The organism is Aeromicrobium alkaliterrae, assembly GCF_039529015.1.
GTDB lineage: Bacteria > Actinomycetota > Actinomycetes > Propionibacteriales > Nocardioidaceae > Aeromicrobium > Aeromicrobium alkaliterrae.
Genome location: NZ_BAAAME010000002.1, coordinates 886,818 through 902,060, shown reverse-complemented (window position 1 = coordinate 902,060; position 15,243 = coordinate 886,818). Strand labels below are relative to the sequence as shown.

Genomic DNA, 15,243 nt, shown 5'->3' with positions numbered 1-15,243 from the left:
GTGGCTGCACCCATCGTCGAGGTCATCGAGCACCTCGTGTCCGGCATCGTCGCTCACCCCGACGAGGTCGACGTGCGGGCCAAGCAGACCCGCCGCGGTGACCTCTTCGAGGTGCGCGTCAACGCCGACGACCTCGGCAAGGTGATCGGACGCCAGGGCCGCACGGCCTCGGCGATCCGCACCGTGGCCGCGGCCGTGGCCGGCGATGCGGCTCGCATCGACTTCGTCGACGTCGACCGACGTCGCTGAGCTGGTCGCGATGACCGTCTCGGTCGTCGTCGGCCGCATCGGCCGGGCCCACGGCATCCGTGGGGAGCTGGCCGTCGACGTCCGCACGGACGAGCCCGAGCGCAGGTTTGCGCCGGGCTCGTCCGTCGTCGCGTCCGGGGGGCGCACCCTGACCGTCGCCACCGCGCGGCAGCAGGGCCAGAAGTTCGTCGTGCGCTTCACCGAGGTGCCCGACCGCAACGACGCCGAGACCCTCCACGGCCAGGTGCTCGAGGCCGTCGTCGACGAGGGCGACGTCCCCGACGACGACGCCTTCTACGACCGTCAGCTCGTCGGGCTCCTCGCTCGCGTCGGGGACGCGGACGGCCCCGCCGTCGGCACCGTCGTGCGGGTCGAGCACCCGCCGAGCCAGGACCTGCTCGTCATCGACGTCCGCGGCACCGAGGTGCTCGTTCCGTTCGTCACGGCTCTCGTGCCCGAGGTCGACCTCGAGGCGGGCCACCTGGTCGTGCTCGACCGCCCGGGCCTGCTCGACCCCGGTTCGGCCGAGGTCGTGCCCACCGACGACGCCGGCAGCGCTCGCTGATGCGCATCGACGTCGTCACGATCTTTCCGGACTACCTGGCGCCGCTCGACCTGTCGCTGCCGGGAAAGGCGCGCCAGAGCGGGCTGATCGAGCTCGGCGTGCATGACCTGCGACAGTGGGCGACCGATCGCCACCACACCGTCGACGACACCCCGTACGGCGGGGGAGCCGGCATGGTCATGAAGCCCGAGCCCTGGGGGCAGGCGCTCGACGCCGTCACGTCGGACGACTGCGTCGTCCTGGTCCCCACGCCCTCGGGACGACCCTTCCGTCAGGCCGACGCGGAGCGGCTGAGCCGCGAGCAGCACCTGGTCTTCGCCTGCGGCCGGTACGAGGGCATCGACCAGCGGGTCATCGACGAGGCCGCATCGCGCTGGCGCGTCGAGGAGGTCTCGCTCGGCGACTTCGTGCTCAACGGGGGAGAGGTCGCCGCGCTGGCCGTGATCGAGGCCGTCGTGCGCCTGCTGCCCGGCTTCATGGGTAATCCGGAGTCGATCGTCGAGGAGTCCCACGGCACCGACGGGCTGCTCGAGTACCCCGTCTACACCAAGCCGGCGACGTGGCGCGACCGCGACGTCCCGGAGATCCTGCTCTCGGGTCACCACGGCAACATCGCCGCCTGGCGCCGTCAGCAGTCGCTGGAGCGCACGCGCGAGCGTCGCCCCGACCTGATGCCCTGATCCGCGCGCCCTGTTACCTCGTGTTCACACAGGCACCGATGTCGTAACGCCAGCGTGATGCTGAGGCAAGCCTGAGGGAATCTCGCGCCGCCAGACTGACGGCGCAGTGAGTGCAGCAAAGACGCTGCCCTGACGATGGTTCTCCCCCAAGGCAAATGAGGTTGAAATGTCAGTCGATCTTTCCTGGCAGCTGATCTGCACGGCTCTCGTGCTCTTTATGACACCAGGACTCGCGTTCTTCTACGGCGGACTGGTCAAGGCCAAGTCCGTCGTGTCGATGATGATGCTGAGCTTCGGCTCGATCGCGGTCGTCACGGTGCTCTACGTGCTCTACGGCGGTACCGGAATCGCCGGCAACGGCACGAGCGGTGGCAGCGAGTACTTCGGCAACCCGTTCGAGGACTTCGGCATGACCGATCTGGTCACGTCGGCCGGTAGCGGCGACGCCGCCAACCTCTTCGGTGGTCACGCCTTCCTCGTCGCGTTCTGCATCATCACGGTGGCCCTCGTCTCGGGCGCCGTCGCCGACCGCGCTCGCTTCTGGCCCTGGATGCTCTTCGCGGCCCTGTTCGCGACCTTCGTCGTGTTCCCGACGTTCCGCTGGCTCTTCGGTGTCGACGCCGACGGCAACTTCTACGGCTGGCTCGCCAACGACGTCTTCGGTTTCGGCGCTGCGCTCGACTGGGCCGGCGGCACGATCATCCACCAGTCCGCGGGTGCTGCTGCCCTGGCCCTGGCCCTGGTGCTCGGCAAGCGCAAGGTCGGCTTCTCCAAGGAGGAGTCGAAGCCGCACAACGTGCCGCTCGTGCTCATCGGTGCCGCGATCCTGTGGTTCGGCTGGTTCGGCTTCAACACCGGCGTCTACGGCGCCGACGAGGGCCAGACCTCGCTGATCTTCTTCAACACGCTGATCACCCCGGCCGCCGCGCTCATCGGCTGGATCGTCGTCGAGACCTTCCGCGACGGCAAGGCCACCGCGGTCGGCGCCGCCTCGGGCGTCGTCACCGGCCTCGTCGCCATCACCCCGGCCTGCGCCTTCCTGACCCCCGTCTGGGCCCTCGTGCTCGGCGTCGTCTCGGGTGTCGTCTGCGCCCTCGCGGTCGACCTGAAGTTCAAGCTCGGCTTCGACGACACGCTCGACGTCGTCGGCATCCACCTGGTGGCCGGCTTCATCGGCTGTGTCTACATCGGCTTCTTCGGCTCGGAGACGCTCACGGGTGGCAGCCTGTTCTTCGGTGGCGAGACGGACCTGCTGATCGCACAGATCCTGTCCTCGCTCACGATCATCGTGTTCTCGTTCGTCGTCGCCTACGTCATCGGCTTCGTGATCGAGAAGACGATCGGCTTCCGCGCCAAGGAGGAGGACGAGATCGCCGGCATCGACACGGTGCTGCACGGCGAAGGCTACGCCTTCGACTGACGCGCCCGCACCTGAACGGGCTCGGGCCCGATCTGGATCAGGAACGCCCGCCGGATACGCTCCGGCGGGCGTTCCGCCGTCCATGACCGGCGGTGCCCCGATTTCTCCGGGAACGCCGCGGTGTGGCAACATTGACCCTCGGCGTGGTCGCCTCTGCCACAGGGGTCGCGACCACTCACGCCGATTCCCTCCCGCCGTCACGGCAGGAGGCGACCATCTTCTGAACACCGTCGGTGACCTGCGGCACCCACGAGGAGCACACATGACCAACATCGTCGACCAGCTCGCTGCGGAGTCCCGCCGCGACGACATCCCCGACTTCCGCGCCGGCGACACCCTCAAGGTGAACGTCAAGGTCGTCGAGGGCAACCGCTCGCGCGTCCAGGTCTTCCAGGGCGTCTGCATCAAGGTGCAGGGCTCGGGCATCGGCCGCACGTTCACGGTCCGCAAGGTCAGCTTCGGCGTCGGCGTCGAGCGCACCTTCCCGCTCCACACCCCGATCATCGAGTCGATCGAGGTCGCCACCCGCGGCGACGTGCGCCGCGCGAAGCTGTACTACCTGCGCAACCTGCGCGGCAAGGCAGCCAAGATCAAGGAGAAGCGCGACATCTGATCGCGCCCGCACCGAGTGCGGCGAAACATTGCTCGTGAGACGAGCGAGTGTCACGGGGCGGGCCTTGGGCCCGCCCCGTTACGCTTCCCCGGTGGCGACCAGCAAAGAGCACCGGCAGCGACGCGGCCTGCCGATCTGGCAGGAGTCCCTGCTCCTGATCGCGATCGCCACCGTCATGGCGATCGTCGTCAAGTCGTTCTTCCTCCAAGCGTTCTACATCCCCTCGGAGTCGATGCAGCCGACGCTGCTGGTCAACGACAAGCTCCTGGTCCAGAAGGTCTCCCTCTGGACCGGTGAGCCCGACCGCGGCGACATCGTCGTGTTCGACGATCCCGGAGGATGGCTGGCCGGTCAGGCCGAGCCGTCCGACCCGAACTTCCTCCAGAAGGGCCTGGAGACGATCGGCCTGTTCCCGACGGGTGATCATCTGATCAAGCGCGTCATCGGCGTCGGCGGCGATCGGGTGCAGTGCTGCGACGGCAGCGGCCGGCTCCTGGTCAACGGCGAGCCGATCGACGAGCCGTACGTGCTCGACCCCACCGTGATCCGCGACACCGAGTTCGACGTTCTCGTCAAGGAGGGCTACCTCTGGGTCATGGGCGACAACCGGGGGAACTCGGCCGACTCCTCGAAGCACCTGGGAGATCCCGGTGGCGGTCAGGTGAGCGTCGACGACGTCGTGGGCATCGCCTGGATCCGCGTCTGGCCGCTCAACCGCCTCGGAGGGCTCGGTGACGTCGACGCCTTCGACGACGTCCCCGACTCCCCGCCCAGCTGATCGCCCGGGGCCAGAGCTTCGATGACGACCCGTCTGCGCGGACGCACGATCCGGCGTGACGCCGGCCTCTACGGCTACGAGCGCGCCCTGGAGCGCCGCGGGCTGACCCCGGTGGCTGGCGTCGACGAAGCCGGGCGTGGAGCCTGCGCGGGCCCGCTGGTGGCTGCCGCGGTCGTGCTCGACCGGGAGATCCCCGGTCTCGCCGACTCCAAGCTCCTCACACCGGCCCGACGCGAGCGCTGCTACGAGCTCGTGCTCGAGCGCGCCGTCGACGTGGCGGTCGTCGTGATCTCCCCGCAGGACTGCGACCGCATGGGCATCCAGCCGGCCAACATCGAGGCCCTGCGTCGGGCCCTTGCCCGGCTCCAGGTGCGCCCGGGCTACGTCCTGACCGACGGGTTCCCGGTCGACGGGCTCGACGTCCCGGGTCTCGCGATGTGGAAGGGCGACCGCGTCGCCGCGTCGATCGCCGCGGCCTCGGTCGTCGCCAAGGTCACGCGGGACGCGATGATGGTCGACCTGCACGAGCAGTACCCGCACTACGACTTCGCGACGCACAAGGGCTACAACACGTCGGTCCACGACGCGGCCCTGAGGCAGCATGGGCCCTGTCCCGAGCACCGCACCACGTGGGCGAACGTCCGAGCGGTGACCAGGGCCCCCGCCATCACGACCGGGACCGTCCAGAACTATCAGGGGAGCGACACATGAGCACCGAGGACCTGGAGCGCTTCGAGGCCGACGCCGAGCTGGCGCTGTACCGCGAGTACCGCGACGTCGTGAAGATCTTCAAGTACGTCGTCGAGACCGACCGCCGGTTCTACCTGTGCAACGCGGTCGACGTGAAGGTGCGCTCGGAGACGGGTGACGCGTACTTCGAGGTCACCCTGTCGGACGCCTGGGTCTGGGACATCTACCGTCCGGCGCGCTTCGCCAAGCAGGTCAAGGTGCTGACGTTCAAGGACGTCAACGTCGAGGAGCTCCAGGATTCCGACTTCAAGGTGCCGCCCGGCACGGTCTGACCGCCGCGTCGTCCCCAGGCTCTGGTCGTCCACAGGGCGCGATCCGACCCTCGCGGTCGCCCGCTCCGGCCGTGACGCTCGGTGCATGACCTACGCACGGAACCAGGCCCTCGGCGCCTACGGCGAACGCGTCGCCGCCGACCACCTCGTCGCCGCCGGACTCGTGATCCTCGACCGCAACTGGCGCTGTCGGTTCGGGGAGATCGACATCGTCGCGCGCGACGGCACGACGCTCGTCGTCTGCGAGGTCAAGACCCGCAGCAGCCTCACGTTCGGGCCACCGAGCGAGGCCATCACGACGCACAAGGCCACCCGGCTCCGGCGTCTCGCGCAGGCGTGGCTGGAGGCGCACGACGTGCACCCGTCGAGCGTGCGCATCGACCTGGTCAGCGTCGTGGTGCCGCGCAGCGGCGCGGCCGAGATCGCCATGATCCGGGGCGTGGCCTGATGTCGGGGCGCGCCGCGTCCGTGACGCTCGACGGTCTGGTCGGCCGGCCGATCGAGGTCGAGGCCGACATCGTCGGGGGTCTCCCGGGCACCGTCATCGTGGGTCTGCCGGACGCCACGGTCAACGAGGCCCGAGACCGCTGCAAGTCGGCCGTCATGAACTCCGGGGTCCCGTGGCCCGACCAGCGCATCACGGTCAACCTGGCTCCCTCGACGCTGCCGAAGACCGGCTCGCACTACGACCTGCCGATCGCGATGGCGATCCTCGCGGCGCAGCGGGCGGTTCCGCCGGAGGCACTGCGCGGCACCGCCTTCGTCGGCGAGCTGGCCCTCGACGGTCGGCTCCGTGCCGTGCCGGGCGTCCTGCCGGCCACGCTCGCGGCGGCGGAGGCGGGGTGCACCCACGTCGTCGTGCCCGAGGTCAACGTGCCGGAGGCCGAGCTGGTCGAGGGCATCGCCGTGACCGGCGTCCGGTCCCTGCGCCAGCTCGTCGCGATGATGACGGGCGACGAGCCGCCGGACGACCCGCCGGTGCCGCCGCTCGACCCGCCGTCGACGCAGCCGTGGGGCGCGGGCGAACGGCTGTCCGGGCTCGACCTGGCCGACGTCGCGGGCCACGAGGACGTCCGGCTCGCCGTGCTCGTCGCGGCGGTCGGCGGTCACCACCTGTCGATGGTCGGCCCTCCCGGGGTGGGCAAGACGATGCTCGCGCAGCGGCTCCCGGGCCTGCTGCCCGATCTGGAGCGGTCCGACGCGATCGAGGTCAGTGCCGTGCACTCGGTCGCCGGCCTGCTCCCGGCCGACGTGCCGCTGCTGGTGCGGCCGCCGTTCCTCGACCCGCACCACACGGCCAGCGCGGCGGCGATCGTCGGTGGCGGCAGCCGCTTCGTGCGACCAGGGGCGATGAGCCTGGCGCACCGCGGCGTCCTGTTCCTGGACGAAGCACCGGAGTTCGCGATCAACGTGCTCGAGGCACTCCGCCAGCCGCTCGAGAGCGGACGGATCGTCGTGGCCCGCGCGGCCCGCACGGTCGTGTATCCCGCCCGGTTCCAGCTCGTCCTCGCCGCCAACCCCTGCCCGTGCGGCCAAGGGGCCACCCGGGGATCGACGTGCCGGTGCAGCCCAGCCATGCGGCGCCGGTACGGCGAGAAGATCTCCGGCCCGATCCGCGACCGCATCGACATCCGACGGACGCTCACCACGCCGACCCGTCCGGAGCTGGCCGAGACGCTCGCGACGGGACGGGGGAGCCACGACCTGGCCGGTTTGGTGCTGGCGGCGCGTGAGCGCCAGCGGCGGCGCTTCGACGGCACGCCGTGGCGGCTCAACGCCGACGTCCCCGGCACCGAGCTGCGTCGCTCCTGGCCGGTCGCCGAGGACGCCCGCCTGCTGCTCGACCGTCAGCTGCACGCCGACAAGCTCAACCCTCGGTCGGCCGACCGCGTGCTGCGCCTGGCGTGGAGCGTCGCCGACCTGCACCAGCACGACCGGCCGATCGCCGACGACGTCCGCACCGCCCTCAGCCTGCGGTCGGACCTGCCCCTCGACGCCGCGATGCGCGCCCTGGTGGTGGCATGAACCGGCGCGACGCGGACCTGCTCACGCTGTCGATCGCGGCTGAACCGCTCGACGCGCCGATGCGCGAGCTCGTGCGCCTGCACGGTGCTGACGCCGTGGCTGCGGCGTGCCGCGGTGAGTCCGGCACGCCGGAGGTGCCCACGGCGTGGCGCGACCGCGTGGACCTGTCGCCGGTCGATGCCGTGCTCGAGGCGGCCGCTGCCGCGGGAGCGCGGTGGGTCACCGCCGGCCGTGCAGGGTGGCCGGTCGCGCTCGACGACCTCGCGTCGGTCGACGACCCCGGGCTCGCTCCCTGGGGTCTGTGGGTCCGTGGCGAGGGTCCTGCGGAGGTGACGCGGGCGGTGTCGGTCGTGGGCGCACGGGCGTGCACGACCTACGGGGCGGAGATCGCGGGTGACCTCGGCGCGGACCTCGCCGACCGCGGCTGGACCGTCGTGAGCGGCGCGGCCTTCGGCATCGACGGCTGCGCCCACCGGGGCGCCCTGGCCGTCGCCGGTCGCACGGTCGCGGTCCTGGCGTGCGGCGTCGACGTCGCCTACCCGCAGGCCCACGCCAACCTGCTCGACCGCATCGCGGAGACCGGCTGGATCGTGAGCGAGCACCCGCCCGGGGCCGCGCCCCTGCGCCACCGTTTCCTGACACGCAACCGCATCATCGCGGCGCTGGGCGCGGGCACCGTGGTGGTCGAGGCCGCGCCACGCAGCGGCTCGCTCAACACCTTGCGGTGGGCCGACCGCCTCGGCCGCGCGTCGATGGCGGTGCCGGGTCCCGTGCTCTCCCAGCAGTCCGGGGGCACCCACCTGGCGGTGCGCCGCGGGGAGGCGGTGCTCGTCGCGTCGGCCGACGACGTCGCCGAGGAGCTCGACGGCCTCGGATGGTCCGACCACGGTGCGAGCGAGGCGCTCACCGACGAGGCTCGGCGCATCCACGAGGCCCTGGCGCGGGAGCAGGGCCTCGGCATCGGTGACCTCACGTCGGTGCTGGAGCTCCCGGTGCGCTCGGTGCGCGCCGGTCTGGCGATGCTCGAGCGCCGGGGCTGCGCGCGGCGCGGGTCGGACGGCTGGGTCGTGCTGCGCGGCCTCCCCGGCTGACGGCGTGGCGGTCGGCCGCGACCCGTGTCGGCCGCCATGCTGGGGGAGTGAGTGAGCAGGACGCGACCTGGGACCGGGTGATCGACGCCTACGAGCGCCACCTGACGCTCGAGCGCGACCTCACGCCACACACGATCCGCGGCTACGTGACGGACGTGAAGGGGCTCGCCCAGCACGCCGAGAGGCTCGGCGTGCACGACCCGGCCGACCTGACGATCCGCACGATGCGCAGCCACCTCGCGCAGCAGAAGTCGCTCGGACGGGCTCGTTCCACGCTGGCTCGGCGGAGCACGTCGCTGCGGGTGTTCACCGCCTGGCTGCGCCGTTCCGGGCACGCCGAGACCGATGCGGCCGCCCTCCTGGTGTCACCCGCGGCGCGCCGCGAGCTCCCGGCGACGCTCAGCGCGTCCGACGTGCGCGCGGTCCTCGACGCTGCCGCAGAACGTATCGAGACCGATGCGGTCACCGGCACGCGCGACCTCGCGATCCTGGAGGTGCTCTACGCGACCGGGATCCGCGTCGGTGAGCTCGTCGGACTCGACCGGGACGACATCGACACGTCCCGCCGTGTCGTGCGGGTCTTCGGCAAGGGTCGCAAGGAGCGCACCGTCCCGTTCGGCCTGCCGGCGCAGGACGCCGTCGAGGCGTGGCTGCAGCACGGCCGACCGCAGCTCGTGACCGAGGCCAGCGGGCCGGCGGTGTTCCTGGGCGTGCGGGGCGGGCGCATCGACCCGCGCACCGTGCGCGAGGTCGTGCACCGGCGCCTCGGCGAGGTCGACGGCGTCGCCGACCTCGGGCCGCACGGGTTGCGACACACCGCAGCGACCCACCTGCTCGAGGGTGGGGCCGACCTCCGGTCGGTGCAGGAGGTGCTGGGCCACGCCTCGATCGGCACGACCCAGATCTACACGCACGTCAGCAACGAGCGGTTGCGTGCCGCCTTCCGGCAGGCCCACCCGCGGGCCTGATCCCCACGCGGCCGACGACGCTCACAGCAGGGGAGCGGGATCGACGGCCGTGCCGCCGTCGTGCACCGAGAAGTGCAGGTGGCATCCGGTCGAGACCCCGGTCGTGCCCACTCGCGCGACGGGCTGGCCCTGGGTGACGACGGATCCGACGGCGACCTGCGCCGAGGACAGGTGGCTGTAGGACGTCACGCGCCCTCCGCCGTGGTCGACCTCGACCCGGAGTCCGTAGCCGCCGGCGTGTCCCGCGCGCACGACCGTGCCGGCCGCCGCGGCCGCGACCGGAGTGCCGCAGGGAGCGCCGAAGTCGAGGCCGTCGTGCTGGCGGGGCTGGCCCGTGACGGGGTGGACGCGCCGGCCGAACGCCGAGGTCAGCGGCGCGTCGACGGGCGGGGACAGCGCACCGTCGCCGCGCCGCGGCGGTGTCGGAGGCGGCCCGTCGGGACTGATCAGGCGATAACGCCCCGCCAGCAGCAACGACGGGTCCAGGTAGGTCTCGCCCGCGACCCGCCCCAGGTGCAGGCACGCGGCAGCGCCGCACCCCCGGTGACCGGGCAGAAGGGTCCCGATGGTCTCGCCCGCGTCGACGCTGCGTCCGACCTCGACCGATGCCGCGACCGGCTGGTAGGTCGAGCGCTCGGCACCGTGTCCGACGGTCACGACCGGGGTGCCGGCCACGTCGCCCACGAAGGTCACCGTGCCGGGAGCGACCGCGACGACGACCTCGCCCGGAGCGCCGCGCAGGTCGACGCCGCGGTGCCCCGCGGCGTACGGGGTCGGGGGCGCCTCGAACGCCCGGTCGACGGCCGGACGGTCGAGCGGCCAGACCCAGGCGTCGTCGGCACCGACCGCCGGCACCGACCCCGCCGCGAGCGAGGCCACCACGACGGCGGCCAGCGACGGCACCCGGAGCGATCGCCCGGACCAGCGCGGAGGGGTCGCGCGGAGGCTACGGGGCGAGGGGGCGTGCGACGGGGTCGGCATGACCCCACCTCAGCCCAGCGGGCGACGCCCCGGCCAGCACCGATCGGCCGTGTGTGGACGGCGAGAGGCTGTGGACGGCCGCGGATTTCGTCTCGCCGGGCCTCGTGGCCTACGATGGCCTCAGCACCTCCCTCGGAGGTGACTTCGCGTGCCGTCATCCGCATCGACGCCGCTCTCGGGCCCCGGCCCAGGAGCACCGTCTCCGCGGGCGAGGTCCTGGTCCGGCCCAGCAACATCGGGTCCGGTAGGCCCCCGTCACGGCACCAGGGCGCGGACACGGTGTCCGTGCGTCAACCAGGAACGGGCCGTCGTGCCCAGAAACGAGAGATCACCATGGCCGTCGTGACCATGCGTCAGCTGCTGGAGAGCGGTGTCCACTTCGGACACCAGACCCGCCGCTGGAACCCCAAGATGAAGCGCTTCATCTTCACCGAGCGCAACGGCATCTACATCATCGACCTCCAGCAGTCGCTGGCGTACATCGATGCCGGCTACGAGTTCGTCAAGAACACCGTCGCCCGTGGCGGCACGATCCTGTTCGTCGGCACCAAGCGCCAGGCGCAGGAGCCGATCCAGGAGCAGGCCACCCGCGTCGGCATGCCCTACGTCAACCAGCGTTGGCTCGGCGGCATGCTCACCAACTTCTCCACGATGCACCAGCGCCTGCAGCGCATGAAGGAGCTCGAGGACGTCGACTTCGACAACGTCGCGGGCTCGGGTCGCACCAAGAAGGAGCTCCTGCAGATGCGTCGCGAGTACGACAAGCTCTCGCGCACGCTCGGCGGCATCCGCGACATGTCGCGCACGCCGGCGGCCCTGTGGATCGTCGACACCAAGAAGGAGCACCTCGCGGTCGACGAGGCCAAGAAGCTCAACATCCCGATCGTCGCGATCCTGGACACCAACTGTGACCCCGACGAGGTCGACTTCCCGATCCCGGGCAACGACGACGCCATCCGTTCCGTCGCGCTGCTGACGCGCGTCATCGCCGACGCCGTCGCCGAGGGCCTCGTGTCCCGCGGTGGCGCCAAGAGCGGCGAGGAGGCGGCGGGCGAGGAGCTCGGCGCCGGCGAGCCGCTGGCCGAGTGGGAGGCCGAGCTGCTGACGTCGGCCGACGCGCCCGCCGAGGCCGCTGCTGCCGAGGCCCCCGCGGCCGAGGCGCCTGCTGCTGAGGCCCCCGTCGCCGAGACGCCCGCGGAGGAGGCCCCCGCTGCGGAGGCCGCCACCGAGGCTCCGGCCGAGGCCGCTGCCGACGAGGCTCCGGCCGCCGACGCCGCGACCACCGAGTCCTGATTCCCCTCCACGTCCTAGAAACGAGGTAGAGACACATGGCGATTGCCGCCGCTGATGTCAAGAAGCTCCGCGACGCCACGGGCGCGGGCATGATGGATGCCAAGAAGGCGCTCACCGAGGCCGAGGGCGACTTCGACCGCGCGGTCGAGATCCTGCGCATCACGGGTGCGGCCAAGGCCGCCAAGCGTGGTGCCGAGCGTGAGGCCTCCTCGGGCCTCGTCGCCGCCTCGGGCAACGCGATCGTCGAGCTCAACTCCGAGACCGACTTCGTGGCCAAGAACGACCAGTTCATCGAGCTGGCGACGGCCCTGGCCGCCGCAGCCGACGCCGAGCGTCCCGCCGACGCCGAGGCGTTCGGCAAGGTCGCGCTCGCCGACGGCACGTCGGTCACCGAGGCGATCAGCTCCCTGGCTGCCGTCATCGGCGAGAAGCTCGAGCTCGGTCGCGTCGCGTCGTTCGACGGTCAGGTCGCCACGTACCTGCACCGCAAGGCGAGCGACCTGCCCCCGTCGGTCGGCGTGCTGGTGGAGTTCACCGGCGACGACGCCGATGCCGCTCGTGGTGCCGCGATGCAGGTCGCGGCCATGCGTCCTCGCTACCTCACGCGTGAGGACGTCCCCGCCGACGTCGTCGCCAAGGAGCGCGAGATCGCCGAGGCCACGGCCCGCGAGGAGGGCAAGCCCGAGCAGGCGATCGCGAAGATCACCGAGGGTCGCGTCAACGGCTTCTTCAAGGACGTCGTCCTGCTGGAGCAGGCGTCGGTCACCGACAACAAGAAGACGGTCAAGGCCGTCCTGGACGAGGCCGGCGTCACGCTGACCGGGTTCGCCCACATCGAGATCGGCGCCTGAGCACCAGCTCTGCGCACGATGTCACGGCCGGGAGGTTGTGCGAGGATCGGCTGATGCCGCCTCGCCGCCTTCCGGCCGTCGTCGTTGCCGGCGCCGTGCTCGCCCTGACGGGCTGCGGTGCCGGTGGTCTGACCTCCGACGCGGTCGACGACGTCGTCGAGGCGTGGGCCGACGCCGTCTGCGCGGATGATCCGTCCGAGACCGACGAGGCCCCGCGCAGCGACGGCGCGGCACGCTCGGTGGAGTGCGTCTCCCGGGAGGCCGCGGCGGACGACAGCGACGCGACGGCGATCCTCTCGGTCTACGACGATCCCTCGGACGCCGAGGGCGCCGCGTCGGCCGAGGAGAACGACTGCGACGTGCCGTACGACGTCGTCGCGGGCCCGCGCTGGGTCAGCCGGTTGACGGACGGATGGGGCACCAACGACCTGCTGGAGGTCGGCGGGGAGCTCGTCTGCGAGGGGAACTGAGCGTCTGACCTCGGCGGATGCGGTGGGGCTTTCGCGGCGTCGTCGCGATAGGCTGGTGCTCATGGCTCGCCGTGTCCTTCTCAAGCTGTCCGGTGAGGTCTTCGGTGGCGGTGCCATCGGCATCGACCCCGATGTCGTCAACCGCATCGCCGCCCAGGTCGCCGAGGCCGTGGCCGACGGCGTCGAGGTCGCGATCGTCGTCGGTGGCGGCAACTTCTTCCGGGGCGCGGAGCTCAGCCAGCGGGGCATGGAGCGCGGCCGCGCCGACTACATCGGCATGCTCGGCACCGTCATGAACGCGCTGGCGCTGCAGGACTTCATCGAGAAGCAGGGCGTCGAGACCCGCGTGCAGTCCGCCATCGCGATGTCGCAGGTCGCCGAGCCGTACATCCCGCGCCGCGCCGTGCGACACCTCGAGAAGGGCCGCGTCGTGATCTTCGGCGCCGGCGCCGGCATGCCGTACTTCTCGACCGACACCGTCTCGGCCCAGCGCGCGCTCGAGATCAAGGCCGACATCGTCCTGATGAGCAAGAACGGGGTCGACGGCGTCTACGACGCCGACCCCCGCACGACGCCCGACGCCCGCAAGTACGACGAGGTCACGTTCGCGGAGTCCCTGCGCCGCGGCCTGAAGGTCGTCGACGCGGCGGCGTTCGCGCTGTGCATGGAGAACAAGCTCCCGATGATCGTCTTCGGGATGGAGGGCGAAGGAAACATCGCCCGCGCCCTGCGGGGTGAGAAGATCGGCACGCTGGTCCACGCAGGATCCAGCCCGACCATTGGCACGACTACAGGAGAAGCACCGTGATCGACCAGACACTCCGCGAGGCCGACGACAAGATGGGCAAGGCCGTCGAGCACACCCGCGAGGAGTTCGCGGCGATCCGGACCGGTCGTGCCCACCCGGCGATGTTCGCGCAGATCACGGCCGACTACTACGGCACGCCGACCCCGCTGCAGCAGCTCGCGGGCTTCCAGGTCCCGGAGCCGCGCACCGTCATCATCAGCCCGTACGACGTCAGCGCGAAGGCGGCCATCGAACGGGCCATCCGCGACTCCGACCTCGGCGTCAACCCGTCCGACGACGGCAAGGTGCTGCGCGTGACGCTGCCCGAGCTCACCGAGGACCGCCGCAAGGAGTACATCAAGCTCGCCCGCTCCAAGGGCGAGGAGGGCAAGGTCTCCGTGCGCGCCGTGCGTCGCAACGCGAAGCAGACGCTCGACAGGGCCGAGAAGGACTCCGAGATCTCGCAGGACGACAACACCGGCGCGGAGAAGCGTCTCGATGCCCTCACCAAGAAGTACGTCGACACGATCGACGAGCTGCTGAAGGGCAAAGAGGCCGAGCTCCTCGAGGTCTGAGCCTGTGCCCATGACCGACTCCTCCTCCTCTCCGCCCGAGTCGGCCGCCCCCGCCAAGGACCACGGCCGGGCCGGCCGCAACCTGCCCGCAGCCATCGGTGTCGGCGTGACGCTCGGCCTGACGGTCGTCGCGTCGCTGTTCTTCGTCAAGGACCTGTTCGTCGCGGTCGTCGTCGTCGCCCTCCTGGTGGGGATGTGGGAGCTCAAGCGCGCCTTCGCGACCGCCGGCATCCGCGTCCCGATCCTCCCGGTGGCGGTCGGCGGCACGGCGATGCTGCTGTCGTCGTTCTACGCCGACATGGAGGCCACCTCCTTCGCGATGGCGATGACCGTCATCGCGACGCTCGTCTGGCGCCTGACCGACGGGGCCGACGGCTTCGTCCGCGACGTCAGCTCGGGCCTGTTCGTGCTCGCCTACCTGCCGCTCATGGGCGTGTTCGTGCTGCTCATGCTCGCCGAGGACGACGGCCCGTGGCGCATCGTCGCGTTCATCGTCGCGACGATCGCGTCCGACACGGGCGGCTACATCGCGGGCGTCCTGTTCGGCAAGCACCCCATGGCGCCGACGATCAGCCCCAAGAAGTCCTGGGAGGGCTTCACCGGCTCGCTGCTGTTTGGCATCGGTGCAGGAGTGGCCGTCGTGGTGCTCGCGCTCGAGGGCCACTGGTGGGTCGGCGTCCTGCTCGGGGTGGCCAGCGTGGTGATGGCCACGCTCGGCGACCTGTCGGAGTCCCTCATCAAGCGCGACATCGGCATCAAGGACATGGGCGACCTGCTCCCCGGCCACGGCGGCCTGATGGACCGGCTCGACTCGCTGATCATGGTGGCGCCCGTCGCCTGGGTCGTCCTGCATTACCTCGTCGACGTCGCCTGAG

General features: G+C 71.3%; 19 protein-coding genes. 18 read left to right on the top strand and 1 reads right to left on the bottom strand.

Annotated elements, in window-relative coordinates:
- The 12 genes from ABD127_RS05615 (at position 1) to ABD127_RS05560 (ending at position 9,411) form a co-directional block, all read left to right on the top strand.
- A complete protein-coding gene (locus ABD127_RS05615; protein WP_344198601.1) occupies positions 1–249 on the top strand; it encodes an RNA-binding protein in 249 nt (82 codons plus the stop codon).
- 10 nt (positions 250–259) lie between these two features.
- Positions 260–814, top strand: coding sequence for a ribosome maturation factor RimM (rimM, locus tag ABD127_RS05610; protein WP_344198599.1), 555 nt, complete (start codon positions 260–262; stop codon positions 812–814).
- Positions 814–1,494 (top strand): tRNA (guanosine(37)-N1)-methyltransferase TrmD, encoded by a 681-nt coding sequence (trmD, locus tag ABD127_RS05605; protein ID WP_344198597.1) that lies wholly within the window; start codon positions 814–816, stop codon positions 1,492–1,494. Before rimM ends, trmD begins: the two co-directional genes overlap by 1 nt.
- A 166-nt stretch (positions 1,495–1,660) precedes the next feature.
- Positions 1,661–2,914, top strand: coding sequence for an ammonium transporter (locus tag ABD127_RS05600; RefSeq protein WP_344198595.1), 1,254 nt, complete (start codon positions 1,661–1,663; stop codon positions 2,912–2,914).
- Positions 2,915–3,176: 262 nt separating this feature from the next.
- A complete protein-coding gene (rplS, locus tag ABD127_RS05595; protein WP_344198593.1) occupies positions 3,177–3,527 on the top strand; it encodes a 50S ribosomal protein L19 in 351 nt (116 codons plus the stop codon).
- Positions 3,528–3,618: 91 nt separating this feature from the next.
- Positions 3,619–4,305: a signal peptidase I gene (gene lepB, locus ABD127_RS05590; protein ID WP_344198591.1), complete on the top strand. Its 687-nt coding sequence runs from the start codon at positions 3,619–3,621 to the stop codon at positions 4,303–4,305.
- 21 nt (positions 4,306–4,326) lie between these two features.
- Positions 4,327–5,016, top strand: coding sequence for a ribonuclease HII (locus ABD127_RS05585; RefSeq protein WP_344198589.1), 690 nt, complete (start codon positions 4,327–4,329; stop codon positions 5,014–5,016).
- A complete protein-coding gene (locus ABD127_RS05580) occupies positions 5,013–5,327 on the top strand; it encodes a DUF2469 domain-containing protein (protein WP_344198587.1) in 315 nt (104 codons plus the stop codon). The genes ABD127_RS05585 and ABD127_RS05580 overlap by 4 nt, the downstream gene beginning before the upstream one ends.
- A gap of 85 nt (positions 5,328–5,412) precedes the next feature.
- Positions 5,413–5,775, top strand: coding sequence for a YraN family protein (locus ABD127_RS05575; RefSeq protein ID WP_344198585.1), 363 nt, complete (start codon positions 5,413–5,415; stop codon positions 5,773–5,775).
- Positions 5,775–7,352, top strand: a complete 1,578-nt coding sequence (locus ABD127_RS05570) for a YifB family Mg chelatase-like AAA ATPase (protein ID WP_344198583.1) — start codon at positions 5,775–5,777, stop codon at positions 7,350–7,352. Before ABD127_RS05575 ends, ABD127_RS05570 begins: the two co-directional genes overlap by 1 nt.
- On the top strand, positions 7,349–8,443 hold the full coding sequence (gene dprA / locus ABD127_RS05565; protein WP_344198581.1) for a DNA-processing protein DprA: 1,095 nt from the start codon (positions 7,349–7,351) through the stop codon (positions 8,441–8,443). The genes ABD127_RS05570 and dprA overlap by 4 nt, the downstream gene beginning before the upstream one ends.
- Positions 8,444–8,490: 47 nt before the next feature.
- On the top strand, positions 8,491–9,411 hold the full coding sequence (locus ABD127_RS05560) for a tyrosine recombinase XerC (RefSeq protein WP_344198579.1): 921 nt from the start codon (positions 8,491–8,493) through the stop codon (positions 9,409–9,411).
- Between the two features lie 21 nt (positions 9,412–9,432).
- Here the strand turns inward: ABD127_RS05560 and ABD127_RS05555 are convergent, their stop codons facing one another.
- Complete coding sequence (locus tag ABD127_RS05555) at positions 9,433–10,392, bottom strand: M23 family metallopeptidase (protein ID WP_344198577.1); 960 nt, start codon at positions 10,390–10,392, stop codon at positions 9,433–9,435.
- 333 nt (positions 10,393–10,725) lie between these two features.
- Here ABD127_RS05555 and rpsB point away from each other — a divergent pair, with 333 nt between their 5' ends.
- From rpsB to ABD127_RS05525, 6 genes are all read left to right on the top strand, one after another.
- Positions 10,726–11,685, top strand: coding sequence for a 30S ribosomal protein S2 (rpsB, locus tag ABD127_RS05550; RefSeq protein WP_344198575.1), 960 nt, complete (start codon positions 10,726–10,728; stop codon positions 11,683–11,685).
- Between the two features lie 35 nt (positions 11,686–11,720).
- Positions 11,721–12,536 carry a translation elongation factor Ts gene (gene tsf / locus ABD127_RS05545; protein ID WP_344198573.1) on the top strand — a complete coding sequence of 272 codons (816 nt, stop codon included), beginning with the start codon at positions 11,721–11,723 and terminating at the stop codon, positions 12,534–12,536.
- Between the two features lie 53 nt (positions 12,537–12,589).
- Positions 12,590–13,006, top strand: coding sequence for a hypothetical protein (locus tag ABD127_RS05540; protein ID WP_344198571.1), 417 nt, complete (start codon positions 12,590–12,592; stop codon positions 13,004–13,006).
- A gap of 61 nt (positions 13,007–13,067) precedes the next feature.
- Positions 13,068–13,814 carry a UMP kinase gene (gene pyrH, locus ABD127_RS05535; RefSeq protein WP_344198569.1) on the top strand — a complete coding sequence of 249 codons (747 nt, stop codon included), beginning with the start codon at positions 13,068–13,070 and terminating at the stop codon, positions 13,812–13,814.
- Positions 13,814–14,368, top strand: coding sequence for a ribosome recycling factor (frr, locus tag ABD127_RS05530; protein WP_344199424.1), 555 nt, complete (start codon positions 13,814–13,816; stop codon positions 14,366–14,368). Before pyrH ends, frr begins: the two co-directional genes overlap by 1 nt.
- Before the next feature lie 10 nt (positions 14,369–14,378).
- Positions 14,379–15,242, top strand: a complete 864-nt coding sequence (locus tag ABD127_RS05525) for a phosphatidate cytidylyltransferase (protein WP_344198567.1) — start codon at positions 14,379–14,381, stop codon at positions 15,240–15,242.
- Position 15,243: the final 1 nt, after the last annotated feature.

Bases quoted from the DNA above. Each gene is read 5' to 3' on its own strand.
- rimM (WP_344198599.1), top strand. From the start codon at position 260: ATGACCGTCTCGGTCGTCGTCGGCCGCATCGGCCGGGCCCACGGCATC.
- trmD (WP_344198597.1), top strand. From the start codon at position 814: ATGCGCATCGACGTCGTCACGATCTTTCCGGACTACCTGGCGCCGCTC.
- ABD127_RS05600 (WP_344198595.1), top strand. From the start codon at position 1,661: ATGTCAGTCGATCTTTCCTGGCAGCTGATCTGCACGGCTCTCGTGCTC.
- rplS (WP_344198593.1), top strand. From the start codon at position 3,177: ATGACCAACATCGTCGACCAGCTCGCTGCGGAGTCCCGCCGCGACGAC.
- ABD127_RS05585 (WP_344198589.1), top strand. From the start codon at position 4,327: ATGACGACCCGTCTGCGCGGACGCACGATCCGGCGTGACGCCGGCCTC.
- ABD127_RS05580 (WP_344198587.1), top strand. From the start codon at position 5,013: ATGAGCACCGAGGACCTGGAGCGCTTCGAGGCCGACGCCGAGCTGGCG.
- ABD127_RS05575 (WP_344198585.1), top strand. From the start codon at position 5,413: ATGACCTACGCACGGAACCAGGCCCTCGGCGCCTACGGCGAACGCGTC.
- ABD127_RS05570 (WP_344198583.1), top strand. From the start codon at position 5,775: ATGTCGGGGCGCGCCGCGTCCGTGACGCTCGACGGTCTGGTCGGCCGG.
- dprA (WP_344198581.1), top strand. From the start codon at position 7,349: ATGAACCGGCGCGACGCGGACCTGCTCACGCTGTCGATCGCGGCTGAA.
- ABD127_RS05555 (WP_344198577.1), bottom strand. From the start codon at position 10,392: ATGCCGACCCCGTCGCACGCCCCCTCGCCCCGTAGCCTCCGCGCGACC.
- rpsB (WP_344198575.1), top strand. From the start codon at position 10,726: ATGGCCGTCGTGACCATGCGTCAGCTGCTGGAGAGCGGTGTCCACTTC.
- tsf (WP_344198573.1), top strand. From the start codon at position 11,721: ATGGCGATTGCCGCCGCTGATGTCAAGAAGCTCCGCGACGCCACGGGC.
- ABD127_RS05540 (WP_344198571.1), top strand. From the start codon at position 12,590: ATGCCGCCTCGCCGCCTTCCGGCCGTCGTCGTTGCCGGCGCCGTGCTC.
- pyrH (WP_344198569.1), top strand. From the start codon at position 13,068: ATGGCTCGCCGTGTCCTTCTCAAGCTGTCCGGTGAGGTCTTCGGTGGC.
- ABD127_RS05525 (WP_344198567.1), top strand. From the start codon at position 14,379: ATGACCGACTCCTCCTCCTCTCCGCCCGAGTCGGCCGCCCCCGCCAAG.